Annotated in this window: 17 protein-coding genes and 2 pseudogenes; 13 read left to right on the top strand and 6 right to left on the bottom strand. The window is 51.4% G+C overall.

The window, feature by feature from the left end:
- Positions 1 to 237 precede the first annotated feature (237 nt).
- Positions 238 to 948: a type II CAAX endopeptidase family protein gene (locus LJF34_RS26315; RefSeq protein ID WP_231189225.1), complete on the top strand. Its 711-nt coding sequence runs from the start codon at positions 238 to 240 to the stop codon at positions 946 to 948.
- A gap of 79 nt (positions 949 to 1,027) precedes the next feature.
- Positions 1,028 to 1,507, top strand: a pseudogene (locus LJF34_RS26310) (IS5/IS1182 family transposase); the annotation flags it as partial.
- A gap of 222 nt (positions 1,508 to 1,729) precedes the next feature.
- Here LJF34_RS26310 and LJF34_RS26305 read toward each other — a convergent pair.
- Positions 1,730 to 2,185, bottom strand: coding sequence for a hypothetical protein (locus LJF34_RS26305; RefSeq protein WP_231189221.1), 456 nt, complete (start codon positions 2,183 to 2,185; stop codon positions 1,730 to 1,732).
- Between the two features lie 280 nt (positions 2,186 to 2,465).
- Here LJF34_RS26305 and LJF34_RS26300 point away from each other — a divergent pair, with 280 nt between their 5' ends.
- Positions 2,466 to 2,909, top strand: coding sequence for a VOC family protein (locus tag LJF34_RS26300; protein ID WP_231189220.1), 444 nt, complete (start codon positions 2,466 to 2,468; stop codon positions 2,907 to 2,909).
- Positions 2,910 to 2,973: 64 nt separating this feature from the next.
- Here the strand turns inward: LJF34_RS26300 and LJF34_RS29350 are convergent.
- Together LJF34_RS29350 and LJF34_RS26295 are read right to left on the bottom strand one after the other, a co-directional pair.
- Positions 2,974 to 3,129: pseudogene (locus tag LJF34_RS29350) on the bottom strand (SprT-like domain-containing protein); the annotation flags it as partial.
- An 18-nt stretch (positions 3,130 to 3,147) separates the two neighbouring features.
- Positions 3,148 to 3,411, bottom strand: coding sequence for a hypothetical protein (locus LJF34_RS26295; RefSeq protein ID WP_231189214.1), 264 nt, complete (start codon positions 3,409 to 3,411; stop codon positions 3,148 to 3,150).
- Positions 3,412 to 4,185: 774 nt separating this feature from the next.
- Between LJF34_RS26295 and LJF34_RS26290 the strand changes: the two genes are divergently transcribed.
- Positions 4,186 to 5,412 carry a carboxylate--amine ligase gene (locus LJF34_RS26290; RefSeq protein WP_231189213.1) on the top strand — a complete coding sequence of 409 codons (1,227 nt, stop codon included), beginning with the start codon at positions 4,186 to 4,188 and terminating at the stop codon, positions 5,410 to 5,412.
- A 7-nt stretch (positions 5,413 to 5,419) separates the two neighbouring features.
- Here LJF34_RS26290 and LJF34_RS26285 read toward each other — a convergent pair whose 3' ends face one another.
- Positions 5,420 to 7,321: an asparagine synthase-related protein gene (locus LJF34_RS26285; protein ID WP_231189212.1), complete on the bottom strand. Its 1,902-nt coding sequence runs from the start codon at positions 7,319 to 7,321 to the stop codon at positions 5,420 to 5,422.
- A gap of 449 nt (positions 7,322 to 7,770) precedes the next feature.
- Positions 7,771 to 8,031 carry an SWIM zinc finger family protein gene (locus tag LJF34_RS26280; RefSeq protein WP_231189211.1) on the bottom strand — a complete coding sequence of 87 codons (261 nt, stop codon included), beginning with the start codon at positions 8,029 to 8,031 and terminating at the stop codon, positions 7,771 to 7,773.
- A 317-nt stretch (positions 8,032 to 8,348) separates the two neighbouring features.
- Here LJF34_RS26280 and LJF34_RS26275 point away from each other — a divergent pair, with 317 nt between their 5' ends.
- The 5 genes from LJF34_RS26275 to LJF34_RS26255 all read left to right on the top strand — a co-directional run bounded on the left by LJF34_RS26275 (position 8,349) and on the right by LJF34_RS26255 (position 13,537).
- Positions 8,349 to 9,329: an endonuclease/exonuclease/phosphatase family protein gene (locus LJF34_RS26275; RefSeq protein ID WP_231189210.1), complete on the top strand. Its 981-nt coding sequence runs from the start codon at positions 8,349 to 8,351 to the stop codon at positions 9,327 to 9,329.
- 101 nt (positions 9,330 to 9,430) lie between these two features.
- Complete coding sequence (gene thyX, locus LJF34_RS26270; protein ID WP_231189207.1) at positions 9,431 to 10,174, top strand: FAD-dependent thymidylate synthase; 744 nt, start codon at positions 9,431 to 9,433, stop codon at positions 10,172 to 10,174.
- Between the two features lie 108 nt (positions 10,175 to 10,282).
- Positions 10,283 to 11,251, top strand: a complete 969-nt coding sequence (locus LJF34_RS26265; protein WP_231189206.1) for a BadF/BadG/BcrA/BcrD ATPase family protein — start codon at positions 10,283 to 10,285, stop codon at positions 11,249 to 11,251.
- Positions 11,252 to 12,261: 1,010 nt separating this feature from the next.
- On the top strand, positions 12,262 to 12,873 hold the full coding sequence (locus tag LJF34_RS26260) for a helix-turn-helix domain-containing protein (RefSeq protein ID WP_231189204.1): 612 nt from the start codon (positions 12,262 to 12,264) through the stop codon (positions 12,871 to 12,873).
- 160 nt (positions 12,874 to 13,033) lie between these two features.
- Positions 13,034 to 13,537, top strand: a complete 504-nt coding sequence (locus LJF34_RS26255; protein WP_231189203.1) for a hypothetical protein — start codon at positions 13,034 to 13,036, stop codon at positions 13,535 to 13,537.
- A 248-nt stretch (positions 13,538 to 13,785) separates the two neighbouring features.
- Here LJF34_RS26255 and LJF34_RS26250 read toward each other — a convergent pair whose 3' ends face one another.
- Entirely contained in the window at positions 13,786 to 13,953 is a 168-nt protein-coding gene (locus LJF34_RS26250) for a DUF1931 domain-containing protein (protein ID WP_231189202.1), read from the bottom strand.
- Between the two features lie 1,960 nt (positions 13,954 to 15,913).
- On the opposite strand from LJF34_RS26250, the gene LJF34_RS26245 reads away from it, so the two are divergent.
- The 4 genes from LJF34_RS26245 (at position 15,914) to LJF34_RS26230 (ending at position 19,476) form a co-directional block, all read left to right on the top strand.
- Positions 15,914 to 16,447, top strand: coding sequence for a DUF2391 family protein (locus LJF34_RS26245; protein ID WP_255666506.1), 534 nt, complete (start codon positions 15,914 to 15,916; stop codon positions 16,445 to 16,447).
- Between the two features lie 535 nt (positions 16,448 to 16,982).
- Entirely contained in the window at positions 16,983 to 17,663 is a 681-nt protein-coding gene (locus LJF34_RS26240) for a helix-turn-helix domain-containing protein (RefSeq protein ID WP_231189201.1), read from the top strand.
- A 716-nt stretch (positions 17,664 to 18,379) separates the two neighbouring features.
- The gene (locus LJF34_RS26235; protein WP_231189200.1) at positions 18,380 to 18,820 is read left to right on the top strand and encodes a hypothetical protein; all 441 of its coding nucleotides are present in this window, start codon (positions 18,380 to 18,382) and stop codon (positions 18,818 to 18,820) included.
- A 365-nt stretch (positions 18,821 to 19,185) separates the two neighbouring features.
- Positions 19,186 to 19,476 (top strand): PadR family transcriptional regulator, encoded by a 291-nt coding sequence (locus tag LJF34_RS26230; protein ID WP_231189199.1) that lies wholly within the window; start codon positions 19,186 to 19,188, stop codon positions 19,474 to 19,476.
- The last annotated feature ends 527 nt before the right edge of the window (positions 19,477 to 20,003 follow it).

The raw sequence follows: 20,003 nt of genomic DNA, 5'->3' as shown, positions 1-20,003 counted from the left end.
ATACCAGCGATAGAGGGTAGACCATCGAATACGTTTTTGCAGAGAAGCCGGTCAATGGGTGGTCTATATTCAGCACACCACTTTTGTTATTCTCAGAGAGTTTCAACAAGCCCATTTCGACCGTGATGTTTATGTCACAGTCGATTAGAGGAGGTATACAAGGTTCGAGTCGACGGAAGGGCCATGTGTCCGAAATCCCACATAGTCCACTGAAAACGGTCGACCTACTAACAGATGATGTCTCAATCACCAGCCAGCAAACGCAAAACCATCCTTGTCTTTGTCGTAACGATCCTCCTCGGATTCATTCTGTTCGCCCTCCCGAACCTGTTCTTCGGTATCAGCAAATTCAACGGCGGCCTCACCGGCATCAACCTGTTCGTTATCGCGCTCTTTCAGTTAGGTGCCATCTGTGCCTTACTGTACGTCTCCCTCAGGTGGCTGGGAAGGGATTTCCGGTCTATCGGCCTCACTCCGCATAACTGGAAAAAAGATAGCCTGCTGGGGCTTCTGGTCGGATTGAGTTGGGCGGCGCTACAGTTTGGATGGATTATTCCCAGCACCGGTGGGGCCGAACGAGCGGACATAGCGCAAATGGTGTCAATGATGGATGGGACGGTACTGGGCCTCGCGGCCTACATCGCGCTCGGGGTGATCGGCGGCGGAATCACCGAGGAACTCTACAACAGAGGATACTTCATCACTGTTCTCAAGGACACCTTCGAAAATCCTCGTGTGGGACTGTGGGTGGCCGGAATTCTGTCGATCCTCTTCTTCGCCCTCGGCCACCTACCGGCGAACGCCGTAGAGTGGTTCGATATTCTCCCGACCACCATCGCCTACACCCTTCTGTTCGTGTACACCGGCCGCTTGACCGCCTCAATGGTCGCACACGGCAGTTGGAATATGATAGCCATCCTGTTGACCTACGCTTTGTATTATGGCTGAGTCGGGCGTGTGTAGTCTCACATCAAAGCCCCTGTCGAAACCTTACTGAGAAACACAACGAGTGTGTAGCAGAGGAGAGATGGATTCTCTCCCGAAGTCACATCTCCTTCGATTCGTTGAACGTGCTGTCGTGTTGGCTCGCCGTGCCGTGCCACGGTTCTCGTCAGGCTATTCTCGGAAGCGCTTCACGCTCCGCCAACACGTGGTTCTGCTCTGTCTGAAAGTGAAGAAGACGACCACGTACCGCGACTTCGGTGACGAACTCATCGAAATGCCACGCATCCGCGATGCCCTTGACCTTGACTCGATTCCGGCACCCCCAATGCTCAGTAAGGCATTCGACCGCCTGGAAATGGCTGTCTGGCGTGTCCTACTGAACATCTCACTCGCTGATCTACCCTTGAACGGTATAACAGGGATCGATGCGTCCGGGTTTGAGCGCGCTCATGCCTCAGCTCACTACACGAAGCGAACGAACTTGACAATCCAACAGTTGAAGACGACCCTGTTGGTTGATACGGCAACCAACGTCGTTCTCGATATTCACGTGACGACGACATGTACAACCTCAAGTCCTAATGAACCTACGTTTGTTGACAAACTGGATCTTGGGCTCCCTCGAGGACGTGGTAGTACCACGCGATCCTACTTCCATTTACGATTGTAGTCAAAAATAACTAATTTGTGTTTGCCATTATTATGTATTCTATGTGGGAGCCCGCCTGGGGAAATTCACTGAAGCTATACACAACATCACCGACATTCTAGTCTGTGATGGCTTTCACATTGTTTCAGTTCTACGTCCGCGTCGGGCCAATTCAAGGCCAACTGCTAACACTACCACGATGCTAATGTGATATGCAATATCTGGGACTGTACGTGGGCCAATGCCGATGATGATCGTGAAAATCCCGACGAGCGTTCCCAGTAATGCGAATGCTTGTACGATTATGGCAATTGTGAACATTGAACGTGAATGGAGCCAGGTTATCACAAAGCCACCGAGCAGAACCGTACCGATGACACTCTCGGCAGTCATCGCCTCATGATGCTCATAGCCACTGATGAGCATCCCTGCATGAATTGTGGCGGCGAAGAAGAATGATGCAGCCTCCACCCCCAGCAATACGCGTATGATTCGTCTCAGCGGAATCGCTGCGATACTTCGAACTTGGTTACGTAATCGTGTTCCTCTGTAATTCGATTCACTCTTTGATACTCCAGCAGGTGATTTCATACTCTAGAGGACGATAGCAGCCACGATGACTGTTTACTCGAACATGTTCGAACGAATCTTGAGGGTATGACGGCCCGTCTGTAGAAGTGATGGCTCCAAAGTCATGCGCGAACCGACGCTACGTCCTGTGGTACAGAATACACAAAGACAAAACAGAGGGCAGATAGCGGGCGTTCCATGCAACGAGGTCCGCCTCGCTTTGTCGTCTTCGGATTCGGTTTCGTTCTTGGACTCGTCGCGGCGAATAAAGTGGCAAATGCAGGAGAGGTTTGATCGGACTATGACGATCAAGCAAATGGACAACGTCCTCATCGTGGTCGAGGACCTCGAAGCTGCAAAGGCGTTCTTCACGGAGCTCGGCATGGAGCTGGAAGACGAGACGCGCGTCGAGGGAGAGTGGACGGGCCGCGTCGTGGGCCTCGAGAACGTCCAGAGCGATATCGCCATGATGCGGATCCCCGACGGCCACGGTCGTGTCGAGCTCTCGAAATTCATCACACCCGAGGCCACCCGCGACGGATCCGAAGAACCGGCGGTGAACACCCTGGGGATCCGCCGCATCATGTTCACCGTCGACGATGTCGACGAAGTCCTCGACCGCCTCCGCTCCCACGTCTTCGTACTGGGCGAAGTCGCCCAGTACGAAGACGTGTACCGCCTCTGCTTCGTGCGCGGCCCCGAAGGCATCATCGTCGGGGTGGCCGAGGAACTCGACGGAGCCTAGCGGGTCGTCCCCATACGCTCTTGGCAGTTACCGTTTGGAACCCGGCCATCCCTGGGAATCAGGTCTAGCCGGAAACAGGGCGATTTGTCGCCGGTTTCACGGTGGCGAGGGTGTCCGTCCAGCGGGCGAACGTTCGCCCGTGATCTGGGTCACCGAACTCGTGGTACTGCCAAGCGTGAATCAGATCGTGCCGGAAGGTTTCGCTGAATTGCTCCCAGCCGTGTTGTTCGTAGGCTTTCTAGGTCAGTGCAATCGTGACCTCCTCGGTTGCAGGGTCGTACCTCGTGACGCCCGCCTGTCGTTGGGCTTGGTGTGAAATTTCCCAGTCGATCGCTTCAACCGGCAGATCTGGGAAGTGCTCGGCGGCGACGTTCGTTGCGTGTTGCTGTGCTCGGTCGAGGAGGGCCGTCGGTGACTCGAGAGTATCGTCGGTCGCAGCATTCGCGCTTTCGGTGAGCGTTCGCTGGTCAGTGATATCGGAGACCGTCACTTGGCGTGCCATGGAGAAAAACAGGTGAAGCGGTGGTTAGTTCGGTAGTTCCTTGCGACCTGCACGTATGCACGGCCAGCGTGGAACGCCATTCAGGCAATCACAAGAGCACTCTGTTGTCTCACACTCGTCGTCGTCCGTCTCATCGGTGTTCTCTTTCGACGGGAACACATCAAGGGGCCGTCTTTCGTTACGATTTCGACGCCAGTCCCGTGCTTGCAGTGGACATGATTTTGACCAATCTGCAGACATCCACTGTCTTCCGCCTCTCTCCTCCTTCGTCTATACTTCAAGGTCCACACATTTTGAGCGAGTAAGCACGTACCCTGTCTTCAACATTCACCTTCCAACTAGCGAGGAGAGTATGCGCTATCAGTCATTGTCACACTTATCGAAATGGTCACGGGCGTTTTCGGCCTGCAGTGGTAGGGAGGTCATGACTGGAGCTGGTTGAATAGCTTGAGTACTTAACTCCGAGATAATTGATAAGCACCTCACTCAGTTGGGGTTACTCCGTCATCCTGTTGGAAACCAGTTCAATCAGATCGTAGTTAGTTCGCATCCCTGGAGTAACGCTTTGGAGGTGAGATTTTTCGATCGCTGTGAGTTCGTGGATAGTCGATTCGTGTTGAGCGAGGGTGCAATCTCAATTATCTGCCCATGGTTTTCGTCGTCTTTGAGTAGAGGGATACATCTACCAGCCATTTGACGATGCCCTCAAGAATTCGTCCCAGGGGACAAAAGACAAATTGGAGAGCCTATCTTCTCCTATACCGGAGGAATAGCATGAGAACGACTAACGAAGGGGTGAATAGAGACGAACCAAAGGGGGTTGTGATACCCGCTTCACGGTATCCACATGGGTATGCATCGGTACGATCACTTACCCGGGCAAACATACGAACGATCGTCGCAGTAGCAGATGAACACCTTCCGGTTGCCGCATCCCGATTTTGCGAAGAAGTCGTACGAGTTCCGCCCTCGTACGAAATACTGGCGTACAAGGACGCACTTCTAGGAATCGCTGCCCGTCCGGATGTGCATACGATTATTCCACATCGTCCACAGGATACATACGTCCTCTCGAAGTATCACGACGAATTCGATCGGTACGTTAGCCTCGTCGTCCCGCCACTTGAGACATTGAAGAGAGTCCATGATCGAAAGCAGTTGATGGATATTGCAGAGCGCACAGGGGTACCAGTGCCGGAGACACGTCTACTGGACGAAGCCACCGAATGGGAGGTCGATCGGGTCGTCAAATCGCGATACAACCTGCTCGTCGACGAGTACATCGACTCGTATGAGCCATCCGAGTCGTCGATCGTCAAGTCGGTACAGCACGTCCCGTCGAACGAGTCACTCGATATCGCGACAACGTGCGAAGCAATGGACCATGTCCCGATCGTTCAAGAGTACATCGATGGAACGGACGAGTACGTATTCGGTGCGCTCTACGACCACGGTAAACCGCTCGCGACGTTTCAGCATCGACAGATTCGCGGGGATTCGTATACCGGTGGTGGTGGTGTATACCGTGAATCCGTCGAGATTCCGAGCTTAGAAACAGCGGGTCGAGCGATCCTCGATGCACTCGAATGGCATGGGCTCGCGTGTATCGAATACATCGAAGATTCGACGACTGATGAGTTCAAACTCGTCGAAATCAACCCACGGATGTGGCAATCGCTTGCATGTGCGACGGCTGCAGGTGCGGATTTCCCGTTCTGGTACTGGCTTCAGGCGATCGGCAACACCGACTCGATCGAACCGGGATACGAGGCCGGTGTCGGAACGCATTACATGATCGGCGAGCTGGAATATCTCACGAGCATCGTCCGCGACGATTCATCAATCGTCGGTCGTCCACCGCTTTCTGCAGCTATAAAGGAGGTTCTGCTTTCGTGTTATGAGATGCCGAACTTCGATTACTGCCACGTAGACGATCCACTCCCAACGGTCCGTATAGCACGATCCGAAATTTCTCAGGGGATCCGACGGCGAATGACGTAGTATCGGGCTATGCACTTTCTTCCGCTGCACCGGGCGAAAAGGAGTGCATTTGATTCATCATCGTCGCCTGCTTTATCATCGGCATCTCCAACAGGGTAAGAAGCGTGTACAGTTCCGCAGTCCTGTTTTCTCCGTTCTGATGCTTTCGATAGACCGTTTTTACCCCCTCCCAATCCAAGAATGGAAGTGCCTGGATCGTAGGCTTATGCTTGCGGATGGCATCGATTACGAAGTCTTCGTGGCGAGCAAACCTCGCGTGATCCCGCCACGAATCTTGATTGAGGTGATATTTTGGTGGTTGGTGTCTCGGTAAGTGTTTGCGTCGGAAGCTGGCCACTTGTCGCCCGAGATACTGCACTGGATAAGACCGCGCGATCGGGACATCCGATGATGGATGTGGGATAGCCGCGAGTTCGGGAGCAAGCCGTTGGACGGCTCGATTGATGAGATCGCGTCGGAGGCGGTATCTTTTGGGTATTCGAAGGTGTAAATCTACGAGCCGGTTATCCAAGAAGGGAATGTGAGACGGACACAGCTGTCGGAGGCTATGTAGATTGATTAACTCGGAATCGTTCGAGAGGGGATAGTACGTGCTACAGACGAGCAAGTCGTCCAATGAATCGTAGCGTATGCCGTGGTGGTCGATTTTCCCATCATCCCAACCGACGTTCGCGGACAGGATTTCATGGAGGTCGTGAGACGTGGTGAGGTATTCCGGCGGCGAAGCGAGCGCCGTCCCGGCCGAAGAAATCCAGTACTCGAGAATATCCGTCAGTGAGCTCATCTTGACGCCGACCGGTAACGTGAGCGTTCCCAATGATCCGAGCGATTGTGAACGGGTTGGAATAGGATAACGTTTGAACAGCGTATCGGCATAGAGGCCGGTGAAGAGCGAATCAACCGACTCGGTGATTTCGTCCGCGAAGGGGGTGAGATAGCCTTGGAAGTAGTAGCCATCGAAATTGGAAAGCGACGCGTTCTGCGGTAACGTTTCCAGATACGTGGTATCCGTTCGGTGGAGGATTCGAAGGTCTGCGTTGCCGATTTCGGCGACCTGTTCGGCGATTCGTGCCTCCCGATTGTTCCACTCAGCGAGATGAAAGGCAGTAAGTTGACGATTTGCGGCAGCTAAAATCAACCGTGAGTCGCTTCCACCACTCAACATGAGACCGGGCTCACGATCCGAGTCCAAACGCTCGTCGATGACGTCCTGGAAAACGTCGATGAACGTTTCGACGAAGTGCTCGAACGGTTTGTCCTCCGGTTGATAGTGAGGGGTCCAGTAGATCTCCGACGTAACTTCGTGAGTGGAGAGGTCGTATGTCGTGACAGATGCCGGAGGAAACTTTTCGATATCACGAAGTGGTGTCTTAGTCCCGAAAACTCTGCGAAGCGTAAGATATTCGAAAAGATATTCGTGATCAAATCGACGGCTGATCTGTGAGAAGGAAGGAAGTAGTTGGATTTGTGTCGAAAACACAAGCGTTCCATCGACTCGGGCGTAAAAAACGGGATGAGTCCCGAATCGGTCGAGAAAAATTGAGACGGTCTCACTAACGTGATCGTAGACGATACCGACGAAATTACCGTTGAGACCAGTAAGGAATTCCCAGCCGAGTCGTTCGTAGAGCGATGCGCAAAACTCAACGCTTGCCATTGAGGATGGACGGGAAGTATATCCGGATTTGTCCTGGAAACCGTACGCTTCACCCAGGAGCCACATTTGGACTTCGCCATCGCGGCACCAAACTGGTTGACTATCGTTTGCCTGTGAGTGAAACGCCATATGAACAGTAGCGGACGTGGTTCTGTAGGTAGAGGTGGTCGATTCTTTCGATCCGTGTAATGAATTCGCAATTTTCGAAGTAGAACCAGAATAGTCACCAAGACTACCGATCAACCCAACCATACAAACGACCCTCCCTCGATTTTATCTTTCCCACTTAGTCGTGTGTAAGAGCCGTCTACTAGAGATAGCATGAAGTCAGATTGCTATCGGAGGTACTTTATATAATCTTATTGTTACTAATAACACGTGAGCATTCTTTAGACGGGGTACTGAATGATTGAGTGGTACGATCAGGGTTAATCGCTAGATCGTTGCGTACTCAAACAGGTCGATACTGACCTGCTATCCGCAGTTACACGTGTCGGGGGGAACCGCAACCTCGACAACATGAGGGTCTGCAACACTAGCAAAAACCGTCGTCTCTCACATTGTATCTGAAAACAGGGATCGAATTCTCCGCACCTGAGTCAGCACTGGGTCGAGTAGGAGTGTCTGTGTCTCGAGAATATTCTCGGTTATTTCATACGTGCTTTCCATCAACGCTTGCTGGTCGGTGATATCCAAGACCGTCACTTGGCGTGCCATGGATAACAAGACTGAAGCAATGGTTCGTTCGGCAGTTTCTTTCGCCCCATTCGTACGCACGGCCAGCAGTGGAATCCATTTAGGCCATCACAGTTGCCCTTTGTCGATTCAGTGTCGTCTTCGTTGTCCTCGTCATCAACCGATGGGAACGCGTCGAGCGTCCCGTCGTCGGTTGCGTTTTCGACGGGGTCCATGTGTTTGCAGTAGGCGTTCCGATGGACGTGGTGCGGGCACGTACAGGCCATCAGTTCACCAGTCACGTCGTCGATGGAGACGGTGTACTGGTGCTCTGTGGACTTGTCGTGGTTCTCATTGGTGACTTCGATGAGTCCAGGAGCATCAACGTCGAAGGCGAATTGTTCGGCCTGTGCGCGTTTCTGTACCGTCTCGTCAGTGCCGCGGGTACCACCATCTAAAAATATAGTTGTCAGATTTAACAGACATTGTCGATTGCTATGGTCCCAATAGAGGTCTCCACTGAACACTGTCGTCTTGAAACATATACATAGTCCTATCTTCCAAAATACAAATTCATTTAACCATGCAAAATAGTATAGAACGTATGCTCAAAGGCATCAATCATTCACGCAGAGTGTTTTTGCAACGAACAGGAATAGCTGTCGCTGGACTATCACTCGGATCGACTACTGGAACAGCAATGGATAATCAGGAAAACCACCACCAAACGAACCATGAAGGAAAGACACCTTGGTCCGGTTGGCGTCCAACACATCTCACAGCATGCTCGTTCAACATCCGGTATGACAATCCAGATGACGAATATTCATGGGACGAACGGGTGAGTCGTGTGATCAAAACGGTGGAAAATAGCGAACCAGGTGTCCTTGGAATGCAGGAAGCACTCCCACACCAATACGATGATCTACGTGACGGGATTGATGAGTATGAATGGTATGGTGTTGGGCGAGAAGATGGCGATCGAAAGGGAGAAATGGTTCCTATAGCATGGCACCCAGATCGCTTTGAAGCGATTGAAACGGGAGAGTTCTGGCTTTCTGAGACACCAACAAAGCCCAGTGTTGGGTGGGATGCTGATTTACCCCGTGTTACGACCTGGGTCAGTCTTCGCCACCGGAAAACAGGCCGACACCTGTGGTTCTGCAATACTCACTTTTCGCATGTGGGAGAAACCGCGCGATCGGAGTCTGCAAAGCTCATCCGTAAACGGGCATGTCAGCGTACAGAGGAGGGCGAAGATGTTGTGATTACAGGAGACTTTAACACGAAACCGAGTTGGGAGCCCTATCAGATCATGACCGGGACAAATGGCACATCAGAGAGTCCACTAGCTGATCCCCGCCGGGAAGCTGATACTGATTCTGTGTCTGGGACCTGGGGTACCTATCACGGATTTACAAACGACATTGAAGATAGAATCGATTACATCTTCACTGGAGATACCGCCACAGTTAATTCGTATCGTACACTTCCAATTCAGGAGAATGAGTATCGCTCTGATCACCTCCCTGTTGTCACGGATGTCGAATATAGCACCCAGTGGTGGCCTCGCGGTAAATACTAAGAATACACACTGCACTCGAATGCAACCCGATCCGTCTACAATCCATCTCTTTTGGAACCCTAAGCCACAGTATTTTGATGGAGTATCTGCCTCTCTCTGGTATGAACGTCCAATTACTCGAAGCAACCGAGAATCCGGAGGAACTCATCTGTCGTGGCGCACGGAACGACTACATGAGCGAGTTCAATGCCGATCTCTCGTTCGAAGAGACAATGGCAAGCATTGAGGGAGAGACCATTGAGGAGAAAAAACGAACGCTCATCGCTCATTTGCTCCAGCACGGCCACTATGGCCCATTCGAACATCCCTCTGCAACATTCGCAGTCAAAGGAATGAGCCGAGCATGCATGGCGCAACTCACTCGCCATCGCCACGTTAGCTTCGACGTCCAATCGATGCGGTACGTTGCATTCGATGACGTTGATCCTGCAGATGTGGAAGCCGGAGCGATGGTTGTCACACCACCCTCAGCGACGGATGCCAACTGGATTGGGCGCAACCAGAAAGGCGGGACCGTGGATGAGGAGATAGTTGCAAAGCGAGAAGAGTTGTTCCTGCAGTCAGTTCGCGGGTCAGTCGAAGATTATCAGGAATTGCTCGACCTCGGAATGCCACCAGAAGATGCTCGCTTTGTGTTACCGATCGGGACGAAAGTCAATCTCGTAATGACGCTGAACGTCCGGATGTTAATGCACGTCGCTGATATGCGGGCAGCAGCCGATAGTCAGTGGGAGATTCGAGAGTTGACTGAAGAGGTTCTTGCGAAGGCTGCCGAGTGGTGTCCACTCACGTTTGCATACTATGAGGAGAAGATGCAGGGGCGGAAGAACCGATTGGCACCATAGAGACTTGGTTGCGGTAAATCCAGATCTTGTTTTCAGCGAAGAACAGCACAACCGTAGACTCGCATATTGACCGAGGATTTACCTTATCTGCTTACTCCTGTGAAACTAATGAGCAATGATGTAGTGATTGGCGTGGACGGAGGAGGCACTAAAACCCGCGTCGCCGTTGCTAATCTCGGCGGGTGCGTGCTTGGAACTGCCGAGTATGGTGGTGCAAGCACTGAGCATAATGATCCAGAGACAGCTCAACAAAATCTACGGGAGGGAATTTGGAGCGCATTGGCAGATGCCAATCGGTCGCTAAGTGATGTTGTGGCGCTTACTGCTGGTATAGCAGGTGTCGGAACGGGCCAAGACTACGCAGAAGCTAAGCGATTGCTCAATATCGATGGACTGACCTGTGAACCACAGGTCGTCAACGACGCAGTGATCGCTCACATCGGAGCATTTTGTGGTGATCCAGGAGTAATCGCCGTCTGTGGAACTGGGTCTGTGATCCTCGGTATAACCGCCGATGGTGATCAGATTCAGAACTACGACTGTCTGCACTATGCTGGTGCCGCTGCACATAATCTCGGTGAACGAGCACTCCACACCATACTCAGTGGTGAGGCGTCTAAAAGCTGGGAATTCGGGAATCGTTTGTTGGGTCGCTGGGACTGTGATTCAGTGAGTGACCTTAGAGTAGCAGTTCAAGATGAAAATCGGTTCACCAACGTAGTGTCTGGAAATCCGTTCGACAATGTTGCACCGCTGATCACGGCTGCCGCGGTAGACGGGGACTCCTATGCACAGTCAATCTGTGACGACGCGCTTGCAGAAGTTGTAACTGGTATTCGAATTGTCGGAGGGTTTCTCGATGCACCAGTGGCTGTCGCCACGGCAGGGAGCGTCCTCCAAAGCGAGTACATGACTGCCGAGCTTCGACAACGATTCACAGACGGTGAGGACTATCGTGTTGTGGGACCATCAATGAGTCCCGTTGCGGGGGCGGTTTTCGACGCTATCGACCGGATGGAAAGTGCTGGCGATGCTGTGGCAGAACAACTGACGGACCACACAATCGGATATCCATAGCTGTCGAAATAGAGTTCATTCCACGGATGGCGATGTTCTCGCGGTGAAACAGGGTGGAGTTTCCGCAAGTGACCGCTCAGTGGGTCGCAGGTACGCAAGCAGACAACGAGGGTGAAACCTATGGTCGTTTGTTTGACTGTCTTATTTTCGAACAGTAGCACAAAGCATATACCGAACCCCACGAAGCGACTGATTGTGGCGCGGTTGCCTCTGACACCCTGAATCGGTCTTGTGGGTCTGGCGCCATCACTCCCGATCCACACGCCCTTTCCCTCGCCACCCCTCTTTCCTGCTCGCACGCGTGCCATAGTGGCGAGCAGAAACCCTACATTCATCATGCAGACACTGACCTCCGCAAATAGTTCGGGCCCTGATCGACAGACGCGATTACAGACCGTTCTGATCGCATTTGGGTTGTTTGTGTGTTCTGCTGGGTTTCTCGCTGTGGTAAAACGGTCTGAGTTGCCCGTATTCCAATTTCTTCGGTTAGAGTATTTGGCGATCGGACTGCTCACTGGCTGTGCAGTGCTTGCTGCCCATGATCAGAGTCTCCGGCGCGTTTGGATATTTTCTTTTGCGCTCGCAGCTGGGTTTGGCATCCATCTCGTTGGCATGGGAATCACTGGAGAAATGCCGGGCATTCTCTTTCGAGTAGTGTGGGCGAGTATCGTTGGACTTGCAACTGCTGCAGTTCTTGGAACATTCGGTGGATTACTCAGTCTTGTCCTTCAGCGAATATCCGCTAGCGTCACAAAAGGGCTGTAAGAGATGACGTTACAATTCGTACATAGTCCGAAAACGGGTCTTGATAGTCATCATCGGTATCTCGCCTGGTTTCTATTGAGTACTGACAAAGTATTTGTTGATTTGTCTATCTATGACCTCGTGACGGGGACGGGGACGCTGTCGGAATATGGGATGTTCCAGACGGTCAAAGCAGCAGTCAACGACGTCCATCATGGAAAGGGGAGTACGGATGTTTAAGATAACCCGCTTGATACACATTCACAATGAGTGACCTTCTCCAGAAACTCTCGGGAACACGCTCGCAACCAGCACAACAAGGAACGCTGTGTGATCTCGCAGACGACGCCGGTGCACGCGTGTTCAATGTGCTCGGATCAGAAACAGCACGTCGAATCTATCTCCACTTACAGGACGAAACCGCGACAGCCTCAGAAATCGCCGAACATACAGGCACGTCAATTCAGAATGCACAGTACCACCTCACGAAACTACGGGAGGCAGAGTTAGTCGAAGTTGCGGATACAGAGTACTCGTCGAAGGGAAGCGAGATGAACATCTATGCAGCAACCGATGACCCGCTTATTATCGTGAGTGGGTCGGAAAGTCGACTAGAAAAAGTACGCTCTCGACTGTCGGATCTTCTCGGCGGAATCGCTCTATTACTGGGCGGAAGTATACTGGTGGAGTGGCTCACACGGCAAGACATTCTTGGAATTGGGTCGAATTCGGCCGGGCTTCTCAACCTCGCAAGTAAGACGAGTGTACCAGTGGAACCTGAACCGTGGCTTTGGTTGCCCCCAGGGCTCATCTTTTTCGCTGGTGGGCTCACCGTCCTGCTTGGCGTGTTAGTATGGAGCGCACTGCAGTCAGAATAGATCTCTTCGATTATCGAATTTTGTTCTCTGGCGGGTTGTCGAGTGGTGTGATCGGTAAAATCACGATTTGAGTGTACGGGACAGTTAATGGTAAATAGAGTAACTGGTTGCTATGGGTCATTGTTCACGGCGGAAATTTCTCGCTGCTGGCGGCGCTGTCATGAGTGCAGGCGTTGTTAGCTCCCAGGCAGACGAGTATACGAAGGCGCGAATTGAATCTGTTCTGTCGCCACTCCCTGGAATTCAGGCGACCGGCAAGCCACTGACTGTCCGTCAACGGGCCAAGAGTAAGAATGTTGAGTACCTTCCTGAAACAGACGAAGTTCGGATTGTGATAGCACGGAATGCTGATGGTCCGGCCGAATTTGCAACGCGGTCGCTCGAATGGTGGGCTGAACTCCAGGCGGGATCGATTGCAACCCGAACAGTCCAACAGGCTATTCCACTTCGATTTGGAACGCATGAAGATATTTCATCTGGACTAGGGTATAAAAATGGTCAGCCATACGTGACTGTGTCTCCAACTGGTCCAACGGTAACACGCAAAGAGTTGGTAGTAAAGCTACCGAATCATGTGACCGTGACAGTCGTATTTATTGGGAAAGAATATACGACCGATATTCCGGTGATCGTGGGGAAACGCCAAGAAGTTGCCTTGCTATAGGTCGACCTCCGGTCATGAAACCGCTCGAACCTTCTATGACGAGCGAAATTGCGGAGGAGCGTGGGTGGCCACATCGGACGGTATATGAGGTTTTGAACGGGTTTGCCGAGGAGGGGGAGATTCGAAAGAAGAAGCCGGAAGCGCATCGGGTGGTCTGGATTCGACCGGAGTAGTGGTCAGTCCCTAGAGGAATAAGTTCTGTGAAGTGATGAAGAAAAAGGTTGATGCTACATCAAGGCGGTGAGCAGCTACAAATCGCGCGCTTGGACGGTTTTGCGATCGTTTTCTTCAGCTCGTCGGGAGGCGTTTTCAAGGACTTCTGCGACTTCTTCATCGAGTGCATCGTAGAAGTCACTCGCCACGTTTTGTCCTTCGAGCTGTTCTTTCACTGCGGATTGGACAATCAAATCAGCCATACAAGCGTCCAGACGGTATAATACTACAAAAGAGCAGTGGCAAAATAGTCGGATCGGTCCGCTACGTCGTGCCACTGACGACGAGACTCCCACAGTGGTACATGAGTCGGTGTTTCCTGCTGTAATTGCTAGGCGGGAGGCGAATACGCTTGAGATAGAGCGACGGTCTGCGCATCGACGACTAGAAAAGTTTCATCAGGTTGAGAAGGTTGAGCGAGGGAAATTGAGTTTGGGGTGGTTATCTGGTGGATTCCAGAGAAAGAGTGAACCGAATCCCCGAGTCACGAAGTACGTCGAAAGACATAATGGCAGACAGGACACTTTCGTTCAAGTTCATCGATCACGCAATTACGTGTATTACCGGACCATCCACAGTCAGGACATTGAGTAAGTCCAGGGCTCATTTCGTTTCTCAACGGCCTCCTGTACCAACTACTTTGGGAACGCAAGAGATGTCCTGAATCGACGACCGGATTGGCGGGTATGTCTCCAAAGTCACAAGTACATGTAGTAGTATTTATTGAACTTTAATAACTTGGATCTAAGGCTGGATATAGACGTTCTATTCCCCCAATACTACCTGTGTGTGCCCATATCGACTCGCAAACCTAAGGTTGGAATAGTAACAGAAATCGGAGCGTCTAAGGTTGGATGAATAACAGGAATCAGAATTACTCGGTCAAATCCTGTTTTCAGTCGCGTAACGCCGTGAAAGGCTGCATTTATAATTTTGATCCAGCCTTAGAATCCTAAGGCTGGATTCTATGGCCGGAAACCAGCCCTAAGCAATTTTATGCGATTTTAAAGGCGTCAAATACCGATCTGTACCTCCAAATTCTTCCAAAGTAATAGGGGGGTACGAACGAATGGGACGAGGATCGACACTGATAGGAAAGTCAAGAGAGCAAGACTGTATTGAACAGCTGTATTTTCACTATTTGAGAGCAGCGTTTGGGCAGTAACTCACTGATGAGTATCGCCATCGATATCGGAGATAGTCAGGTACCTGCCGGACGTATCGACAAGAGAGTGCTTACGCGGGCGACAGATGCGACAACCAGCGAATGAGTACAGGAGAATAGTTCTTGCTCTCCCATGGCTTTCGGTGAGCCACAAAGAAACCCTTCAAACCAAGGTGAGAACTCTAAAAGAGCCTTCAACGCTGTCGGTGGATTTATCTTCGAGGGTAGTCACACTATATGTATGAACATTCGCGAGGCTGTTGCTCAACTCGAAGAGAACCTTGGGATGGAACATAGTGAAGCAGCGGAAGAAGCTGGGCGCACCGTTGCGACACTTCAAGACTAATTCGACGAATTACTTTTCGCCGCGTTAGCAAACTCATGCATCGTGAGACTGCTCTCGGTTATTAATTCACCCGACCCAGAGCGAAGCGCCACATTTTGTGCAAAATCGCTTGGCATGCGGTTTAATCTCGAGAAATAGATGTTCAATATCGGTACGAGAGCACGAGGAGAGGGAAGCAAATACGTTCAGGACCGGAAAACAACGGATGCGTTCGAGGTCGTGGAACCGCTTGAGCCTTATATGACGAGCGAGATTGCAGAGGAACTAGGGTGGCTACGACGGAAACGTATAAGATTTTGAATTGCTTGCTGGAGAGGGGGTGATTTGAAAGGAGAAGTCCGAGGCGCGTCGGGTGGTCTGGATTCGGCCGGAATAGCGGTCCGTCAGGGCAGCTCTTTTCGTCCCGTTTGCACGCACGGCCAGCATGGGAAGCCACCGGGACCCTCGCAGTCGCAGTTTGCTGGTTCAGCATCGTCTTCGTCCTCGGAGGGGAAGGCGGTGAGCGTGTTGTCGTCGATTCGATTCTTAACTGTCGGTTTGTAGTGCAGAATGCATTGCAATGGATGGGAGAGGAATCTTGGCGATTTAGTTGCCGGATGGAATATATATGTAGAGAGTCAAGGCGAAGAAAGTGGCCCGCGATCACCCAAAAATGCCAGAGGAACCCCACCCAGATGACGAGGAGTTAACGGAGTTGCTCGATCAGCTCGAAGACGCTGAAGAGACGGTCGATTCATCGAATCAACGTCAGGCAATCCGGCGGACTCGCCGATTTCTTTCTCATTTTCCGAATGTCCGACGATTTGGATTCGATGATATTGCCCAGCAAATCGTTGGTGGGTTCATTCTCTCGGCTCCGTTTGTCGTGACTGAAGAGGTGTGGACACTTGCCGCGAGTATGAATCTTCTACAGACAGCGATTACGATTTTCATGGTGTTCGCGATCGGCTATGGGACATTATATCGTGCAGAGGATCGTGAGGCAGAGATGGAGCGATCGATCGCTGGAATACCACTTCGGTTTCTCTCGTTGCTCATCGTCTCCTATACTTCTGTGACGATTCTTGCATTCGTTTTCGACGCACCAGATGCATTTGATGCGACATGGTTTACAACGTTCAAGGCCATTTGCATCGGAGCGATCTTTAGTGTGGTCGGTGCTGCCACAGCTGACAGCCTCTTCTGACGGCGAGAATCTCCCCGATTGGATCAAAACTTCTGTTTCCAGAACAAATATACAGCAGCAGGAACAAGTGTTTGACATGGATGTTTGTGAGGGAGCCTCACACGAGCCGCGGTGGGACGATGGGAGACGATCCCGAGGGACCCAAGAAATGTGGGTGGGCCTCCTCATTGGGTCTGTCTTTGCACTGATTTCTTGGGCAGCTATTTTGTATTATCTGTGGTTTATGCTATGAATAGGCGGCGTATTGTCCATCGATCACTGACTGGCTGATACGCTTATCATACACTTCTTGTGGAGATTCATTAGTCAGTAATATCCGAGGTACTGCCACGCGTGAACAAATTCGTGCCGGGCAATCGAATTGGACCGCTCTCAGCCGTATTATTCGTACGCCGCCCACGTGAGCGCAATCGTGAATTATAGGCTGGTTTTGAATGGCAGTAGTACCGATTTGAATGCTCAGATATCGTAGGGCAGTACTGCTCAGATTCGGATGCTCAGCGAGTTTATCCCTTTGCCTGACGTAGATTTGGATATGTCAGGTACAGTTGTCGAAGTAGAGATCCCTATTGATGAGTTCGCACTCCGACAGACACTCTCCGATCTACCTTCAATTGAGTTTGAGATTGAGCGAGCTGTCGCTCACAATGCTGATCGGGTGATGCCATTCGTCTGGGTACAGAGCGATGAGATCGACCGAAAAGAGTTTGAATTGGTGCTTGAAGACGATCCAAGCTTGGAACAGTTTGAGCTGATTGCCGATCTGGACGATGAATGGCTCTATCGGATGGAATGGATTACTGAAATACAAACACTCATCCACATTCTCGTTGAGGAGAAGGGGACAATCCTCGCCTCGGTAGGCACCCAGGCGGGATGGAATCTTCGTATTTTGTTCGCAGACCGAGAATCGCTCTCCCGGACATTCGATTACTGTCAAAACCACGGACTAACACTTGACGTCATAACCATTTACCAACTTGAAGAGGGGCGTGAGGGTCGGTTTGGGCTTACAGAAGAACAACAAGACACCCTCACATTTGCGTTCGAGGCGGGCTATTTCAATATACCACGAAAATCAAATTCGAAAAAGTTAGCTGCGGATCTCGACATTTCTCATCAGGCAGTTTCTGAACGATTGCGACGTGGGTATTCCAATCTAATCAAAAACACACTCATCATCGGGGACGGCGCTGGGAAAGAACGGGCCAAATAGAATTTGTTGTGCACCTTGTACAGCGGTCGAGGAGGGCTGTCGGTGTCTCGGGGATATCGTTGGTCGTAGCATCCGCGCTTTCCGTCAGTGTTCGCTGGTCGGTGATATCCGAGACCGTCACTTGGCGTGCCATGGATAAAAAGGGCTGAAGCGGTGGTTAGTTCGGCAGTTCTTTTCATCCCGTTCGCACGCATGGTCAGCACGGGAAGCCAAACAACGACAATCCCGACACAGACCACCGCATGAATCGGCGCACTGAGTGGCGGCCAGTGCTTCGAAGCGCGAGTAAGCAAGGTCATCGATCCGTCAACCATCACAATCGAACGCAATGGCAAAACCAAGACTGTTGACCTGATTGGTGTGTGCGTCCCGAAGAACGGTCTGTGCCACATACAAGCACGCCAAACCACCAAAGCCCAACTGGAGTACAGCACCGTCACACTTGTTACAGACCCACAGGTAGGCAGCAGCAGTGACGGCCACTCACAACTGTATGTCTATACGGACACTGGCTGTATAACACCCAGTTGCTCCGGTCAGGCTATATGCGAGTGGCAGACGGCGAGTTCAGCAAGCGAGCGGAGTTTGAGCGAAAGCAACAGGAGGCCAAGCAAGGCGGCTACGGCCTGTGGAAGAACACGACAACAGCCTAGCTAAGTCAAACGGATATTGTTGGAATAAAATATTTATCCTCTGGGTACAATTTCTGGACCACTATGCACCTCCAGTCATGGTTACGCCCTGCGGTATACGTAAGCGCAATCGGCCTATTTGTCCTCGGACTTGGTATCACTGGTGTTGCGATCTCTGGTGAAATCAACGGCGATTACATGGTCCAAGTCGACCACGTGAGCGCATCGACCAGTGGGTCAACGGTTTCCTATGCCGGGCTCACACCGGCAGAAAAAACCGTCTTTAACCGAGTGAAATCAGGACAAGCAGCCCCCGTCGAGGGAGTAACCCTGGAGACGTTCGCCAATAACGCCGTTCGCTACCAGGGAGACGTCTACGCTTTTGAAACGACGTATGATCCAACCACGCTCACACCACTTGTCGCTGGATTCGGGATTGCATTGGCTGTTGCTGGAGGCGCACTATTCTTCCTGACGTCGATTCTCAATCGACGGTTGATCTCCATCTCAGATTCTGTCTTGTAACCCTCCTTTCTACACGATATTTCGCATGAGGTCGCTTTCAGGGAGCTATCGGCAGTATTCGGTATCCTCAACGTTGAACTAAACAGAGAAACGAGCACACCTATGCGCTGACGTAGTTAGGTGAGCAACTCCTAAGCACCCTGATTATGTCGCGCTTGTGCAGGCCGTAATCATGGGAGCGGTCTATCTCTACAGCCACCTCCGATTTTAGCCAGTACTAACAGCAATCTAGAGAACATTCGTGTTCATGTTGAAGTCAAGTTTCCCTGCGTTACAGACGATCTGTGGACTCGTCATTGATCCGATGAGCTTCAGTATCCCACAAGTGATTTAACACGTGAGTGACAATAGATAGTGGGAGAACAATGTACGATTTAACTGGCTTTCAACGTGACCTACTGTACGTCGTAGGGGGTTCGGACGATCCACACGGACTCGCTATCAAAGATGACCTCGAAGACTACTACGACAAAGAAATTCACCATGGTCGATTGTATCCAAATCTTGATACACTCGTCGATAAAGGACTGATCGAGAAGAGTAAAAAAGATCGCCGGACGAACATCTACAAGTTGACTCAGCGTGGACAGCGGGAAATCGAAGCCCGGCGAAACTGGGAACAAGAGTATCTTGAGCAGGACGCTCCAACAGCCTAACACCCGCACTCCGTGGCCTCCGTTTTCGTAAATCGCTAGCGGCCAACTCGACCTCCATAGAAATCCCACGATGGAGAGGTTACTTGATGCCCAGTCGCACGAAAATGCCGTATTGCACGTTGATTGACTTCATGCGATGAGTATTCGCGTGTATTTGTTTGCCACTGACATTCAACGCAGCTGAGGATCCGCTCATTTGTCATATGCGCAGGTCAGAGATGGAGTCGGTTGATCAGCGCGGTTGCTTTTCCAAGGGATTCATTTGGACGCCCATTTCGTGGGTTCAGCGGTTCCTTGGTCGAGAATGAGCGCATTTTCGACAAGATTGTACTGGCCTCGTTGGCACCATTCAGAGAGTACTTGGTGTGAAATTCCGATCTCATCAGCGAGATCTTCAGCCATTGACTGGCGTGGAATCTCATTTCCCTGTTCATGAGTCGGTCGAAAATGGCCAAAGCCTCACAATCACTCCATTTTTTCAGCTGACCGAAGAGATTCAAGGATTAGACCACCATGGCCTACTCATC

The sequence above is a fragment of the Haladaptatus sp. DYF46 genome, from assembly GCF_021083305.1.
Lineage (GTDB): Archaea > Halobacteriota > Halobacteria > Halobacteriales > Haladaptataceae > Haladaptatus.
The sequence above is the reverse complement of the archived record's forward strand: the minus strand, read 5'-3'. Positions and strand labels throughout refer to the sequence as shown.

Excerpts from the sequence above, each read along its gene's own strand:
- LJF34_RS26315 (WP_231189225.1), top strand. The coding sequence starts at position 238 with ATGTCTCAATCACCAGCCAGCAAACGCAAAACCATCCTTGTCTTTGTC.
- LJF34_RS26305 (WP_231189221.1), bottom strand. The coding sequence starts at position 2,185 with ATGAAATCACCTGCTGGAGTATCAAAGAGTGAATCGAATTACAGAGGA.
- LJF34_RS26300 (WP_231189220.1), top strand. The coding sequence starts at position 2,466 with ATGACGATCAAGCAAATGGACAACGTCCTCATCGTGGTCGAGGACCTC.
- LJF34_RS26295 (WP_231189214.1), bottom strand. The coding sequence starts at position 3,411 with ATGGCACGCCAAGTGACGGTCTCCGATATCACTGACCAGCGAACGCTC.
- LJF34_RS26290 (WP_231189213.1), top strand. The coding sequence starts at position 4,186 with ATGAGAACGACTAACGAAGGGGTGAATAGAGACGAACCAAAGGGGGTT.
- LJF34_RS26285 (WP_231189212.1), bottom strand. The coding sequence starts at position 7,321 with ATGGTTGGGTTGATCGGTAGTCTTGGTGACTATTCTGGTTCTACTTCG.
- LJF34_RS26280 (WP_231189211.1), bottom strand. The coding sequence starts at position 8,031 with ATGGCCTGTACGTGCCCGCACCACGTCCATCGGAACGCCTACTGCAAA.
- LJF34_RS26275 (WP_231189210.1), top strand. The coding sequence starts at position 8,349 with ATGCTCAAAGGCATCAATCATTCACGCAGAGTGTTTTTGCAACGAACA.
- thyX (WP_231189207.1), top strand. The coding sequence starts at position 9,431 with ATGAACGTCCAATTACTCGAAGCAACCGAGAATCCGGAGGAACTCATC.
- LJF34_RS26265 (WP_231189206.1), top strand. The coding sequence starts at position 10,283 with ATGAGCAATGATGTAGTGATTGGCGTGGACGGAGGAGGCACTAAAACC.
- LJF34_RS26260 (WP_231189204.1), top strand. The coding sequence starts at position 12,262 with ATGAGTGACCTTCTCCAGAAACTCTCGGGAACACGCTCGCAACCAGCA.
- LJF34_RS26255 (WP_231189203.1), top strand. The coding sequence starts at position 13,034 with ATGAGTGCAGGCGTTGTTAGCTCCCAGGCAGACGAGTATACGAAGGCG.
- LJF34_RS26250 (WP_231189202.1), bottom strand. The coding sequence starts at position 13,953 with ATGGCTGATTTGATTGTCCAATCCGCAGTGAAAGAACAGCTCGAAGGA.
- LJF34_RS26245 (WP_255666506.1), top strand. The coding sequence starts at position 15,914 with ATGCCAGAGGAACCCCACCCAGATGACGAGGAGTTAACGGAGTTGCTC.
- LJF34_RS26240 (WP_231189201.1), top strand. The coding sequence starts at position 16,983 with ATGTCAGGTACAGTTGTCGAAGTAGAGATCCCTATTGATGAGTTCGCA.
- LJF34_RS26235 (WP_231189200.1), top strand. The coding sequence starts at position 18,380 with ATGCACCTCCAGTCATGGTTACGCCCTGCGGTATACGTAAGCGCAATC.
- LJF34_RS26230 (WP_231189199.1), top strand. The coding sequence starts at position 19,186 with ATGTACGATTTAACTGGCTTTCAACGTGACCTACTGTACGTCGTAGGG.